Consider the following 13505-nt stretch of genomic DNA (forward strand, 5'->3'; position numbering starts at 1 on the left):
CGGCTGAACCAGCCGAGGTCGGGTTGCCCGTGCGCGAGCAGCTGGACCCGGGTCCGCCTGCGCGGACGCTCCTCGTTGCCGCCGCGCTCCTGATCCTCGCCATGGTGCTCACGCAGCGGCAGGGCCTGCTCGCCGGCGAAGCCACGGGACTCGCCGTCGTCGCACTCGCCGGCGGGTTGCTCATCGCCCTCGTGCCGATCGTCGCCCTGCTCACCGACCGGCGCATGGACGACCGCCCCAAGCGCGCCTGGCGACTGCTCGCCCTGGCGGCCTGTGCCCTGACCCTCGCGTGGTGGGGGGAGCTGCAATGGGTCGGCCCGCGTGGGCACCTCATGGCGGCGGTGCTCAACGTCGCCTTCCATGTGCTCGCCTTCGCCGCGGTCGCGATGCTGCCGTGCGGCCTGCGCACGCCCATGGAGCGCGTCCGCCTCCTCTTCGACGTGATCGTCACCGCCGGTGCGGCGATGACACTCACACTCGTCTTCCTCCCGGGCGGCCTGGGCGCCTCGGGCGAGGGTGGGGGCGCCCCGTCCGTGCCGCCGGTGGTGGCCGTCCTCTGTGACGCGGTCCTCTTCGCCACCGTCGCCATGCTCTGGCTGCGCGGCATGGTCACGGTCCTCCGGGATCCGCTGGCGCCGCTGGCGGCATCGAGCCTGGCGCACCTGGCGGTGCACGGCGTGGCCGGCGCGGTGCACTCACCGGCCGGCCTTGCCACGGTGCGCGCGTTCTCCATGCTGCCGCTGGTGCTGCTCGGGCTGGCGGCGGTGCGTCACCGTGCCCACGTGGTGAGCGTGGGCGTGACCTGCGGCGCACCACGACGCCTCTCGCTGCTGCCGACCGGGGCCGCCGCAGCGGTCCTGTTCACGATTCTGTGCCTCTTCCTCGCCGGACACCCGCCGTCGACCATGGCGGTGGTCAGCACCGCACTCGTCGGCCTCGCGGCGCTGGCCCGGCAGGTGCTCGGCATCCGCGACGAGATCGGCGCGCGCGAGCAGAACGCGCTGGAGCAGGCCGACCGCCGGCTCGCGGCGCTGGTGCGCCACGGCAGCGACATGCTCACGATCCTCGAGGCCGACACCGAGGTGCGCTACGCGAGCCCGTCGCACCTGCAGGTGATGGGCATCCCGCCGGAGCTGCTGGTGGGGCGCCGGATGGCCACCGAGATCCACCGCGACGACTATCCGGCGGCGCAACGCGGCTTCGACCGGCTGCTCACCGGCGAGTCGATGCGGGAGTCGCTCGTGGTCCGCATGCGTGACGGCACCGGCCACTGGCGCTGGGTGGAGGCGGTGGGCACGAACCTGTTCAGCGAGCCGACCGTCGCGGGCCTGGTGCTCAACAGCCGCGACATCACCGATCGCAAGCAACTCGAGGCCCAGCTCATCGAGCAGGCGCTGCGCGACCCGCTCACGGGGCTGGGCAACCGGCGCCTCTTCTCCGACCGCGTCTCGCACGCGCTCGACCGTCGCCTGCGCAGCGGGGCACGGGTGGCCGTGCTCCTGCTGGACCTCGATCACTTCAAGTTCGTGAACGACACGCTGGGCCACGCCAAGGGTGACGCCCTGCTGGTGGCGGTGTCGGAGCGATTGCGCAACGTGCTCCGCACCGGCGACACCGTCACGCGGCTGGGCGGCGACGAGTTCGCCGTGCTGCTCGAGGACATGGTCGCCGACGAGGAGGCGGATGCCACCGCGCTGCGCATCCAGCACGCGCTCGACCGGCCGTTCCGGCTCGACGAGCGCGAGGTGTTCGTGCGCGCGAGCATCGGCATCGCCTGGGCCACCGACGGGCAGGACTTGGATGCCCTGCTCACCGACGCCGACGTGGCGATGTACGGCGCGAAGAACTCCGGCCGCGGTCGCGTGGAGCGCTATTCGAGCGAGATGCGGGCCCGGGTGGCCGAGCGCCTCGACCTCGAGGCCGACCTGCGCTGGGCGCTGGAACGCGACGAGCTGGATCTCGTGTACCAGCCGGTGGTGGACCTGGAGACGGGCACGATCAGCGGGGCCGAGGCGCTGATCCGCTGGGCACACCCCGAGCATGGCCTGGTGATGCCGGCGCGCTTCATCCCGGTGGCGGAGGAGTCGGACCTGATCATCGAGATCGGGCGTTTCGTCACCCGCCGCGCGACGATGGATGCCGCGCGTTTCCGCTCGCTCTGCCCGGCCTCGGCCGAGCTGCGCGTGGCGGTGAACATCTCGGCGCGGCACCTGCTCTCGCCCGAGCTCGTGCCCGATGTCATGCAGGCGATGCTGGATGCCGGCCTCAGTGGGTCGGCGATGACGGTGGAGCTCACCGAGTCGGTGCTGGCGTCGAACGAGCCGATCGTGGCCGGACGGCTGCAGGCGCTGCGCGACCTGGGGCTGCACATCGCGCTCGACGACTTCGGCACCGGCTATTCGTCGCTGGCGTACCTGCGCCGCTTCCCGATCGACGTGCTGAAGGTGGACAAGAGCTTCGTGTCGTACGGCCAGACGGACGTGATGAACGACGGCGTCACGAAGGCGATCGTCTCGATCGGGCTGAGCCTCGGCATGCGGACGGTGGCCGAGGGGGTGGAGACGGTGGAACAGCTCGACCGGCTGCGGCAGATCGGCTGCGCGCTGGGGCAGGGCTACCTCTTCTCCCGGCCCGTGAACCGCGAAGCGTTCGAGGCGCTGCTGCTGCAGTGGGAACCCGCGACGTTCGCCAGTCCGCTGCGCCTGGCGACGAGTGGCCAGTATCGCGTCGAGCCTGCGCGCGAGGGTCAGGCGCCGGTGGGGCCGTCGAGCGCGAGTTCCATGTAGACGTCGGCCGTCACGTAGCCGACGTCGGGCGGGCAGGGATGGTCCACGAATCCGAGGCTGCGATAGAGCGACAGGGCGGCGGTGAGCCCGGAGTTCGACGTCAGCACCACCCGCGCCATGCCGCGCTGGCGCGCATGCGCGATCACGGCGCACACCAGGCGGCGGCCGGTGCCGCTGCTGCGGGCCGTCGGCACCACGCCGACCTTCACCAGCTCGACCGCATCGGTGCCGGCCGGGATCGCGGCGGCGGTGCCGATGACGGTGTCATCCTGCACCGCGAGGAAGATCGCGCCACCGGGGTCGAGGATCATGCGGCGTGGTGCGGTGAGATACGGCTCGTCGAGTGGCTCGAGCAGTCCGCACGCCGCGAGCCAGGTGCGGTTCAGGCGATCGAAATCGGCCGCATGGCGATCCTCGAACGGGATGATGTCGATGCGCGAGGACGTCGTCATGGCGGCGGCTGGTGCGGATGTGACACGCCCGGTCGTGCATGGTGCACGACCGGGCGTTCATCGTGCAGCGGGGAGGATCAGGGCGCCGGCGGCAGCGTGCCGGTCGGCGTCGCGGCGTCCACGGCATCCGGCAGCATGGCGGCGAGCTTGTCGGCCGCATGCGAGGGATCGATGCCGAGCTTGGAGGCGATCGACGTGACGTACTCGTTGCCGAGTGCGGCCTTGAGCTGGTCGCCGGTGATCGGGAGGTTCTTCGTGCCGGTGGCGATCCACGAGTTCACCGTGTCACCGAGGCCGCCGGCCTTCAGCTTGTCGACCATCGCCGTCAGGCCGCCGTGCGCGGGATCGTTGATGGCACCCATCGCCTTGTCCACGAGGCCGTCGGCGGCATCGGGCAGGATGTTCTTCAGGGAATTGGCCAGGCCTTCGAGCATGAGTGGCTCCGGGAGGAGTGGGGTAGCGGAGAGAACAGTCCGAGATGCGACGAAGCTAATGGGCCGCCGTGGCGGGGACAGGGCGCCGGGCGCCGGCGTATGATGTGCCGGCCGGCGACCGCGCGGCGGGACCCGCTAGCTTGCGGCTGTCTCGCGCCGGCCCGTGTGAGGCGGTCTTCCGCCCGTGCCGCGTCGTCACCCGCTTCCCGGGGCCCTGCCTGATGCTCGTCCATGCCGTGTACTTCTCGCTGCGCGCCGACCTGCCGCCAGCCGACCGTGCCACCTTCGAGGCCTGGCTGCCCAAGCTCTGCGCGATCGCCAGCGTGAAGGACGGCCATCCGGGAGTGCCGGCGGACACCGACCGGCCGGTGATCGACCGGGCCTACACGCACGCGCTGGTGCTGCTCTTCGAGACGGCGGCCGATGAGGTGGCGTACCAGGTCGATCCCGTGCACGACGCGTTCCGCGCCGAGTGTCACACCTTCTGGGACCGCGTCCGCATCTTCGACTCGATCACCGCGTAGCTGCGCGGGTGGCCGCTGGCGTCAGGCGCTGGCCGCCACGGCCTCGCGGGCGCGGGCGACGGTGGCCGCGAGCTGCGAGGAGGCGTCGGCGGAGGCCTCGGCCGTGATGCGGCCGGCCGCGACGGCATCCATGAAGGCGTGCACGACGCGTGGGTCGAAGTGCGTGCCCGAGCTGCGCTGGATGATGTCGCACGCCTCGCGGGTGGAGAGGCCGGCGCGATACGGACGGTGGCTCGCGAGGGCATCGAAGACGTCGGCCACGGCGGCGATGCGCGCCAGCCAGGGAATCTCCTCGCCGCGGAGCTGGTCGGGGTAGCCGGTGCCATCCATCCGCTCGTGGTGCCAGCGCACGATCGGCAGGGTGTCGGCGAAGGCGGGGATCGGCGCGAGGATCTCGCACCCCACCACCGGGTGGCGCCGCATGACGACCCACTCCTCGTCGCTCAGGCGGCGGGCCTTGTCGAGGATCTCGGGGGGGACGGCGATCTTGCCGATGTCGTGCAGCAGCCCGCCGCGGCGCAGCGTGTCGAGGTCCGCGGCACTGAGGTGCAGCGTCCGCCCGATCTCGAGCGCGACCGTGGTGACGCGCTCCGAGTGACCCGCGGTCCAGGGGGAGTTTGCATCGATGGCGCGGGCGAAGGCGAGCACGGTGCCGGCCTGCAGCGCGTCGAGGCGCTGCAGCGTCTGGTGCAGTGACGACGCCATGTGGTTGAACGAGGTGGCCACCTGCGCATACTCGTCGTCTCCCTGCACCACCACCGGGGTGCCGAAGTCGCCGGCCTCGAGGCGCCGGGTGCCATCCTGCAGCCGCGCCAGCGGTTCGGTGGTGCGCCGGATCTGCGCGTGACTGACGGCGAAGATCAGTGCCAGCACGGCTGCTGCCAGGCCGAGGAACGTGTTCCGGAACACGCGCGCGGCCGCGAAGGAGGCACTCTCCGGCTGCAGCACCACGGTGCGCCACTCGGCCGCGGCGTATTCGTGGCGGAGGTAGATGTCGCGTGCGGACGTGAACACGCCGTCGCGGCCGATGCTGTCGTGCTCGATGCCGCCGCGCCGCGCGCGTGCCGTCATCAGGTCGCGCTGCGCTGGCGTCGCGCCATCGGTGCAGTGGATCACGGCCAGCGTGCGCGTGTCGAAGATGCAGGCGACTGCATCCTCGGCCGTGACCGACTCGTCGGACTCACCGAACAACGCCTCGCTGCGGAGCAGGGCCCACTGCACCGGCTGCGCCTGGTCGTTCCACGGCAGGCGGGCCCTGGCGAGCAGGACGCGCTGTCCCTCCGGTGCGGGGGCGAGCCGGACGAGCGGCCGGCCCCCAGCCAGGTGTGTGCGCTCGGCGTCCGTCAGTGGTGCGGGTGGTGGCGTCGCTGCCGGACCGGTTGGCACCGGTGTGCCGGCAGCGCGCGCGTCATCCAGCGTCACCTGCTCGAAGAACCGCGCCGCGTTCGTGCTGTCCACACCCTCGCGCAGCTGCCAGGAGAGGGATGTGAGGTACGACAGTGTGCCCAGGCCGAGTGTCCGGCCCAGTCGCACCACGCGGGTCTCGGCCTGGTGGCGCAGCTCGGCGTTCACGAAGTGGAACGACACCGCGATGACCAGCGCCACCGGCACGAAGGCGGTGAGCAGGTTCACGGCCAGGAAGCGCCGGCCGACCTTCGTCTTCAGGAATCCGGCGGCCACGCGTGCTCAGTAGCCTTCGGCGACACCGACGTACTTGCCGTCGTTGGCGACGATGATGTCGTCGCGCGAACGCGCGGCCGTGAGCGGCAGGTTCGATGCGCCGTCGGGCCCCTTCGAATAGAGGTCGAAGCGGCTGTTGAGCGGGTGCAGGCTGCGGTCCTTGCGCGAGCCGGCGGGGTTGCCACCGCGCCAGTCGTCGAAGCGCAGGTACTCGTAGGGGTGGCCCCACGGGTCGAGCATGTCGCCGCGGCCGATGGCAGCCAGAGACGCCGGCAGCTCGTCCATGGTGCTCAGCTGCATGACGAGTCCCTGCAGGTCCATGATCGCGCGCGCCTGCTTCGCCTTGTCGGTCTGATTCCGGTACTTCACCATCGCAATGCCGGCGAGGATCGCGACCACGAGGATCACGGCCATCAGCTCCACGAAAGTGAAGCCACGGCGTTTCCGGCGGCGGCGCAGGCGAAACGGAATCACAGGGTCAGGGACCGCAGGTGCGACGGCTGGGGGGATGGCATGGACCGGCGGGGTGGCGCCCCTCGTGGGCGGCCCCCTCCATGTGTCCTGACGAGTGACGGCCGGTCCGGGCACGGACATGAGTGCCCGGCGTGGCGCCGGGGGGCCGGTGCGGCCGCGGATGGAGGGGCCGGTGCCACCGGTGCCACCGGTGCGGCGGAGTGCTACGCGCGTCCCAGCCGGAACCGGAGCTGCCGGACCGGCGCGCGGCCGGGCACGGCGTTGATGCGGGCCAGCAGGGTGGGTGCCAGCAGGCTCAGCTCGTTCATCCAGGCCGCCGTCGACACCCGCACCCACAGCACACCGTCGGCGGTGATCGAGAGGGGCTCGGTCACCGCGGCGATCTGTGCGCCGACGGCGAGGGCCCAGTCGTCCATGGCGCCCACCTGGGCCACACGCTCGGTCATGCCCTTCTGCGCCAGCACCTGCGCCATCACGTCGGCGATGCTGGTGGGCTGGCTTTTCTTGACGGGGCCGGTCACGGGCCGACCCGCAGGGTGCCGTGCTGCACGTGCACGGTCTGCAACCCGGTCAGCGCGCGCGGGATATCCTCGCTGCGCGGGACGGCCAGCACCACCTGGCCCAGCCCGCGGCTGCCGAGCAGGCCGAGGATCCGGGCGCTGCGATCGGCGTCCAGCTCGGCGAACGGATCGTCGAGAAGCAGGAGCGGCGCGGTGCCGAGGGCGGTGTGCAGCGTGCGGGCCTCGAGCATGCGCAGCGCGATGGCGGCGCTGCGCTGCTGGCCGTTGCTGCCGAAGCTGCGCAGGTCGCGGTGGTCGAGCAGGAGTTGCACCTCGTCCCGGTGCGGCCCGGTGTGCGTGGTGCCGCGGCGCACGTCGTGGACGCGCTGCTGCTCGAGCGTGCCGGCGAGCCATGCCGCCAGCTCCGCCTCGTCGGTGCGGGCACCGCCACCACGCTTGAGCGTGAGCGAGACGGTGGTGCGTTCCCCGATCGACTGCAGCATCTCTTCGTACACCGGTGCCGCGGCCAGTGCCCAGGTGTGACGCTTCACGAGCATGGTGGCGCCCGCCTCCGCCATCGCCGGCTCGAAGGCCGCGACCCCGTCGAGCGCCCCGGCATCGCGCGCATGGCCCGCGAGCGTGCGCAGGGCCGCGTTGCGCTGCGCGAGCGCGTGCCGGTAGCGCTGGAGCGCCAGCAGGTAGCCGCGGTCGGCCAGCGCGAGCATCACGTCCAGAAAGCGACGACGCTCGGACGGTGCCCCGCGCACCAGCGCCACGTCGGCGGGGGAGAAGAGCACGGCCGGCGCGGCCCCGATCGCATCGCTCAGCCGCGTGACCTCCACGCCATCGAGCATCACCTTCTTGCGCTGGGTGGCCATGTCGAAGCCTGCGCTGACGCCCAGCGCGCCGCGCGGCGACCCTTCGAGCGTGGCCGACACGTGGAAGCCGGCGCCACCGAACTGCACGAGGTCGCGATCGCGCGCGCCGCGTGCACTGCGGAACAGCTCGAGGTAATAGATCGCCTCGAGCAGGTTCGTCTTGCCGTGCCCGTTGTCGCCAAGCAGGGCGGCGCCGTCGGGGGGCATGTCGAGCACGGCGCGCCCGTAGTTGCGGAAGCCGGTGAGCGTCAGGCGGCCCAGACGCACGGCGCGCGCGTCCGTCGCGTCATGGGCGACGGTGTCCCCGGCAGCCGGCGCCACGGTGGTGCTCACCCGCCGGTGAACACGGGCGGCCGCTTGTCGAGGAACGCCTGCATCCCCTCGCGCATGTCGGTGGTGGACGACAGGGTGCCGAAGTGGGCCGCCTCGTAGGCCAGCGCATCGTCCAGCGGCAGCGAGTGCCCGCGGTAGACGGCGTCGATGCAGGCGCGGATGGCCAGCGGTCCGTTGGCCAGCATCTGAGTGAGCATCGCGGTCGCGGTGGGGATCAGCTCCGCGTTCGGCACCACCTTGTTCGCGAGCCCGATGCGGTACGCCTCAGCGGCGTCGATGATCTCGGCCGTCATCAGGAGCTGCAGTGCGCGCCCGGTGCCGACCAGCCGCGGCAGGCGCTGCGTGCCGCCGTACCCGGGAATGATGCCGAGCTTCACCTCCGGCTGCCCGAACTTCGCGAACTCGCCGGCGATGCGCAGGTGACAGGCCATGGCCAGTTCGCACCCGCCGCCGAGCGCGAAGCCGTTGACGGCGGCGATGACGGGCTTGGGGCTGCGCTCGAACTTGCCGAAGATCACCTGGCCGCGGCGCGCCCGCGCGACGGCGCTCATCGGGGTCTGGCCGGCGAGCTCACCGATGTCGGCACCGGCCACGAACGCCCGTCCGGCGCCGGTGAGGATCACGCCGCCGACGGCGTCATCGGCGATGGCGAGGTCGATGGCGGCACCCAGCTCACCGATCAGGGCGGTGCTGAGCGCGTTCAGCTTGTCCGGACGGTTGACCGTGATCGTCGCGATCCGGTCCGCCACCGAGTAGAGCAGCAGGTCGAAGGACATGCCGGGCGTGGTTGCGGGTGGGGTGAGGCGCCCAGCGGCGCGGGGCGGCGTGGGTGAAAGCTACCCCGGTCGCGTCGCGCCACTGCGAGGGGTGGCTGGGCGCCGGCCGGCCGCCGTCGACATCGCTGCGCGTGTCGTAGTTTCCACGGCACGAGCCGTGTCCGGCGCGCCCCGCGCGGGACGCCGGACGCCTGCCCACCGCCTCCACCCTCCCTGACTCGTGTCCCGACTTCCGCTGCTCGTCCCGGCGCTCGCCTGCGCGGTGCTCACCGTCGCCTTGCCGCACCATGCCGCTGCCCAGGCCGCGGGTGGCGCCGGCAGCACGTTCTGGCCCGACGAGGGACCGCGCACGTGGGCCCCGCGTCCCACCGCCCCCGCGATCACCGCCAACGACCTGCGCACGCGACTGTACCAGTTCGCCGCCGACTCGATGCAGGGGCGGCGCATCGGTGAACCCGGCAACGTCAAGGGCACCGACTACATCGCGAGCGAATTCCGCCGGCTGGGACTCAGGCCGGCGGGCGACAGCGGCACGTACTTCCAGGTGCTGCCGTTCGGACCGGTGGGCTACGATGCGGCGGCGTCGGTGCTGCGGGTGCGCGGTCGCGCCCTGCGCCCGTCACGGGACTGGATCCCGATGACGCCGTCGGCGCCGATGCGCATCGTGTCGCAGGCCGCGCTGGCGAACGTGCCCACGGTGTTCGCCGGGCGATGGGGCGACACGGTGGCGCTCGACGCCGCGATGCTGCGCGGCAAGGTGGCGGTGTTCCGCGCCGCGCCGCCGGCGCAGGCGATCGGCGGGGCCGGTCGCGGACCGGCATCGTTCCTGAGCTGTGACCAGGTGCCGAACATGTTCGGTGCCGCGGCGGCGGCGGCGGCGGAAGCGTCCGGACGCGCGCCGCGCCGCGTGGCAGGCGCCGGCCCGGTGCGCGACCTGCGCGCGCAGGCGGCCGGTGCCGTCGGCATCCTGATCGTCGGGCTGGACGGGATGACGCCGGCGGCGGTGGCGGCGGCGTTCACGCCGCGTCCGACGATGCGTCCGGCACCGGTGACCGATGGCGCCGCTGCCGCCACGATCTCGTCGGCGGTGGCGACGCAGCTCTTCGGGCGGAACGTCGAGGCCCTCGCCGTGGGGAGCACCGGCGCGCCAGTGTCCGCGAGCTGGACGTATGCCTGGAAGCCGGCGGCGGCGCCGGCCCGCAACGTGATCGCGATCCTGCCGGGTTCCGATCCGGCGCTGGCCTCGGAATACGTGCTGGTGGGCGCCCACAGCGACCACGTGGGCACCAGCCCCGTCGCCGTGGACCACGACTCGCTGCGGGTGGTGAACACCGTCACGCGGCCGCAGGGTGCGAACGACCCGGTGTGCATCCCGACGGCGGCGCAGCAGCGTCGCATCGACTCGCTGCTGACGGCGGTCCGCGCCCTGCGTCCGCCGCGCCGCGACTCGATCTTCAACGGCGCCGACGACGATGGCTCGGGCACCGTGGTGCTGCTGGAGATCGCCGAGCAGTTCGCGGCCGAGAAGCCGGCGCGCTCGATCATCTTCGTGTCGCACCAGGGGGAAGAGAGCGGGCTGCTCGGCTCGTTCTGGTTCGTGCAGCACCCGACGATCCCGCTCACCTCGATCGTCGCGGCGCACAACATGGACATGGTCGGGAAGGGGCGCGTGGACCAGGTGAAGTTCGGCGGGCCCACGTCGATCCAGATGCTCGGGGCGCGGCGCATGTCGCGCGAGTTCGGCGACATCATCGACTCGGTGAATGCCACCCGCAGCGAGACGATGGCCATCGACAAGTCGTGGGACGTGACGGCGAACCCGCTCAACCGCTTCTGCCGCAGCGACCAGGTGGCGTACGTGAACAAGGACATCCCCACGACGTACTTTTCGCTCGGCTACGCGCAGGACTACCACCAGCTCACCGACGAGCCGCAGTACATCGAGTACGAGCATGCGGCGCGGGTGGGGCGGTTCGTCCACGACATCATGCTGGCGGTGGCGACGCGGCGCGAGAAGCCGGCGATCGCCGGCGCCGATCCCGCCTATCCGTCGTGCGCACGCTGAAGGGGACCTGCGCCGCATGACCACCACCGGGGCACCGCTGTCGGCGGTCTCGTTCAGTGCCGACGGCCTGGCGCTGCGCATCATCGACCAGACGCGCCTGCCACAGTCGCTGGTGGAGCTCGACCTCGACACCCTGCCGGCGATGGTGGAGGCGATCCAGTCGCTGCGGGTGCGCGGGGCACCGGCGATCGGGGTGGCCGGCGCGATCGGGCTCGCGGTGCTGGCGGGGCAGGCGGCGCTGGGCTCGCCCGCCACCTTCGATGCCGTCGTGGCGGAGGCGGCGCAGGCGCTCCGGACCGCGCGCCCCACGGCGGTGAACCTGGCGTGGGCGGTGGACCGGGTGCTGGCGTCGGGGCAGGTGGGGGGCGGGGCGCCGCACCTGCGTGCCGCCGCGATGCAGGAGGCGGCCGCGGCCATCCTCGCCGATGACATTGCGATGTGCGCGCGCATCGGGGCGCACGGGGCGACACTGCTCCGCGCCGGCATGACGGTGCTCACCCACTGCAACGCGGGCGCACTGGCCACCGCCGGCATGGGCACGGCGCTGGCGCCGGTGTACACCCTGCACGCGCGCGGCGAGGCCATCCGCGTCTTCGCCGACGAGACGCGGCCGCTGCTGCAGGGCGCGCGGCTCACGGCCTGGGAGCTGGAGCGCAGCGGCGTGCCGGTGACGCTGCTCACCGACGGCATGGCGGCCAGCGTGATGCGCGCCGGCGCCATCGACGCCGTGCTGGTGGGCGCCGACCGCATCGCAGCCAACGGCGACGTGGCCAACAAGGTCGGCACCTACGGCCTGGCGGTGCTTGCCCGCCACCATGGCGTGCCGTTCTACGTGCTGGCACCGCGCTCCACGCTGGACGCCGCGACGCCGGATGGCGAGGCCATGCACATCGAGATGCGGGATGGCAGCGAGGTGCGCGCGCTCGGCGGCGTGGCGGTGGCACCGGCCGGCGTCGCCGTGCACAATCCCGCCTTCGACGTGACCCCCGCCGCCCTCGTCACGGCGATCGTGACCGACACCGGCGTGCACCATCCACCCTTCGACTTCTCCGCCTGATGCGCTCCGTCCTTGCGCTCGACCAGGGCACCACCGGATCCACAGCTCTCGTGATCGCGGCTGACGGCCGCGTGCTGGGGCGCGGGTACCGCGAGTTCAGGCAGCACTTCCCGCAGCCGGGCTGGGTGGAGCACGAGCCGGCTGACCTGCTGCAGGCCACGCTGGACGCTGCCCGCGAGGCCCTTGCCGCCGCGGCCGTCACGCCGGAGTGCATCGGCATCACCAACCAGCGCGAGACGGTGGTGGTGTGGGACCGCGTGACCGGGGTGCCGGTGCACCGCGCGATCGTCTGGCAGGACCGCCGCACCGCCGACCGCTGCGTGGCGCTGGCCGGCGCGAAGGACGTCATCGCGCAGCGCACCGGCCTGGTGCTCGACGCCTATTTCTCGGCCACCAAGATCGAGTGGCTGCTGCGCAGCGACGGCGCGCTGGCCCGCCGCGCGCTGAACGGGGAGCTGCTGGCCGGCACGGTGGACACCTGGCTCATCTGGCAGCTCACCGACGGCGCGGTGCACGCCACCGATCCCACCAATGCCAGTCGCACGATGCTGTATGACATCGACAAGCACGCCTGGAGCGACGAGCTGTGCGAGCTGTTCGGCGTGCCGCGCGTGATGCTGCCCGAGGTCCGGACGTCGCGCGGCGACTTCGGGGTGGCCAGTGCGCGGCACCTCGGCGTGGCGCTGCCGATCACCGGCGTGGCGGGTGACCAGCAGTCGGCGCTGTTCGGGCAGGGGTGCGTGGAGCCGGGCGAGGCGAAGAACACGTATGGCACGGGCGCGTTCATGCTGATGAACACCGGCACCGTGCGGCCGAGCCTGGGCGACGGCCTGCTCACGACGATCGCCTGTGACGCGCAGGGCGCGCCGTGTTACGCGCTGGAGGCCGCGATCTTCATCGCCGGTGCGGCGGTGCAGTGGATCCGCGACGGGCTGGGCCTGATCGCCACCGCATCGGAGACCGAGGCGCTGGCCAGTGGCCTGGCGTCGAATGACGGGGTGTACTTCGTGCCGGCGCTGACGGGCCTCGGCGCGCCCCACTGGGAGGCCGAGGCGCGGGGCATGCTGGTGGGGCTGACGCGCGGCACCACCCGGGCGCACATCGTCCGGGCGGCGCTGGAGGCGATGGCGTTCGGGACGGCGGACGTGATGCAGTCCATGCAGCAGCGCAGCGGGGTGGCGCTGGACGCGCTGCGGGTGGACGGCGGGGCCGCCAACAACGGCTGGCTGATGCAGTTCCAGGCCGATGTGCTGGGCGTGCCGGTGGAACGGCCGGCGATGGTCGAGACGACCGCACTGGGGGCCGCAGGGCTGGCCGGCCTGCACACCGGGGTGTGGCGGGACGCGAGCGAGTTCCGGGGGGCGCAACGGGTCTCGGTGGTCACACCGGGCCCGGGCATGGCGGAGGCCCGGGCGTCGTATGCCGGCTGGCACCGGGCCGTCCGCGCCGCGCTTGGCTGGGCGCGCGACGGACGCGCGGGTGGGTAACCCGTGATCCGCGGCTTCGGTCGGCTCGCCGGCAGCCCGTCCCGGGCTATATTCCCGGA

Annotated in this window: 12 protein-coding genes; 5 read left to right on the forward strand and 7 right to left on the reverse strand. The window is 72.5% G+C overall.

Annotated features, from left to right (window positions below; genetic code table 11):
- The first annotated feature begins 29 nt into the window (after positions 1–29).
- Positions 30–2786 (forward strand): EAL domain-containing protein, encoded by a 2757-nt coding sequence (locus IT355_00165; GenBank protein ID MCC7051644.1) that lies wholly within the window; start codon positions 30–32, stop codon positions 2784–2786.
- Here the strand turns inward: IT355_00165 and IT355_00170 are convergent.
- Both IT355_00170 and IT355_00175 read right to left on the reverse strand, forming a co-directional pair.
- Positions 2747–3238 carry a GNAT family N-acetyltransferase gene (locus IT355_00170; GenBank protein MCC7051645.1) on the reverse strand — a complete coding sequence of 164 codons (492 nt, stop codon included), beginning with the start codon at positions 3236–3238 and terminating at the stop codon, positions 2747–2749. The two genes, IT355_00165 and IT355_00170, sit on opposite strands and share 40 nt — an antisense overlap.
- Before the next feature lie 77 nt (positions 3239–3315).
- The gene (locus IT355_00175) at positions 3316–3672 is read right to left on the reverse strand and encodes a DUF937 domain-containing protein (protein MCC7051646.1); all 357 of its coding nucleotides are present in this window, start codon (positions 3670–3672) and stop codon (positions 3316–3318) included.
- 221 nt (positions 3673–3893) lie between these two features.
- On the opposite strand from IT355_00175, the gene IT355_00180 reads away from it, so the two are divergent.
- Positions 3894–4196, forward strand: coding sequence for a Dabb family protein (locus IT355_00180; GenBank protein MCC7051647.1), 303 nt, complete (start codon positions 3894–3896; stop codon positions 4194–4196).
- A gap of 21 nt (positions 4197–4217) precedes the next feature.
- Here the strand turns inward: IT355_00180 and IT355_00185 are convergent, their stop codons facing one another.
- From IT355_00185 to IT355_00205, 5 genes are all read right to left on the reverse strand, one after another.
- Positions 4218–5876 (reverse strand): HD domain-containing protein, encoded by a 1659-nt coding sequence (locus IT355_00185; protein ID MCC7051648.1) that lies wholly within the window; start codon positions 5874–5876, stop codon positions 4218–4220.
- A gap of 6 nt (positions 5877–5882) precedes the next feature.
- Positions 5883–6290 carry a hypothetical protein gene (locus tag IT355_00190; protein ID MCC7051649.1) on the reverse strand — a complete coding sequence of 136 codons (408 nt, stop codon included), beginning with the start codon at positions 6288–6290 and terminating at the stop codon, positions 5883–5885.
- A gap of 263 nt (positions 6291–6553) precedes the next feature.
- Entirely contained in the window at positions 6554–6871 is a 318-nt protein-coding gene (locus tag IT355_00195; protein ID MCC7051650.1) for a DUF721 domain-containing protein, read from the reverse strand.
- The gene (gene recF / locus IT355_00200) at positions 6868–8061 is read right to left on the reverse strand and encodes a DNA replication and repair protein RecF (GenBank protein MCC7051651.1); all 1194 of its coding nucleotides are present in this window, start codon (positions 8059–8061) and stop codon (positions 6868–6870) included. The genes IT355_00195 and recF overlap by 4 nt, the downstream gene beginning before the upstream one ends.
- Positions 8058–8837 carry an enoyl-CoA hydratase/isomerase family protein gene (locus tag IT355_00205; protein ID MCC7051652.1) on the reverse strand — a complete coding sequence of 260 codons (780 nt, stop codon included), beginning with the start codon at positions 8835–8837 and terminating at the stop codon, positions 8058–8060. Before IT355_00205 ends, recF begins: the two co-directional genes overlap by 4 nt.
- Positions 8838–9057: 220 nt before the next feature.
- Here IT355_00205 and IT355_00210 point away from each other — a divergent pair, with 220 nt between their 5' ends.
- The 3 genes from IT355_00210 to glpK are packed head-to-tail and all read left to right on the forward strand — an operon-like array spanning position 9058 to position 13446.
- Complete coding sequence (locus IT355_00210) at positions 9058–10902, forward strand: M28 family peptidase (protein MCC7051653.1); 1845 nt, start codon at positions 9058–9060, stop codon at positions 10900–10902.
- A 16-nt stretch (positions 10903–10918) separates the two neighbouring features.
- Positions 10919–11959, forward strand: a complete 1041-nt coding sequence (mtnA, locus tag IT355_00215; protein ID MCC7051654.1) for an S-methyl-5-thioribose-1-phosphate isomerase — start codon at positions 10919–10921, stop codon at positions 11957–11959.
- On the forward strand, positions 11959–13446 hold the full coding sequence (gene glpK, locus IT355_00220) for a glycerol kinase GlpK (GenBank protein MCC7051655.1): 1488 nt from the start codon (positions 11959–11961) through the stop codon (positions 13444–13446). The genes mtnA and glpK overlap by 1 nt, the downstream gene beginning before the upstream one ends.
- The last annotated feature ends 59 nt before the right edge of the window (positions 13447–13505 follow it).

This window comes from Gemmatimonadaceae bacterium (genome assembly GCA_020851035.1).
Lineage (GTDB): Bacteria > Gemmatimonadota > Gemmatimonadetes > Gemmatimonadales > Gemmatimonadaceae > JACMLX01.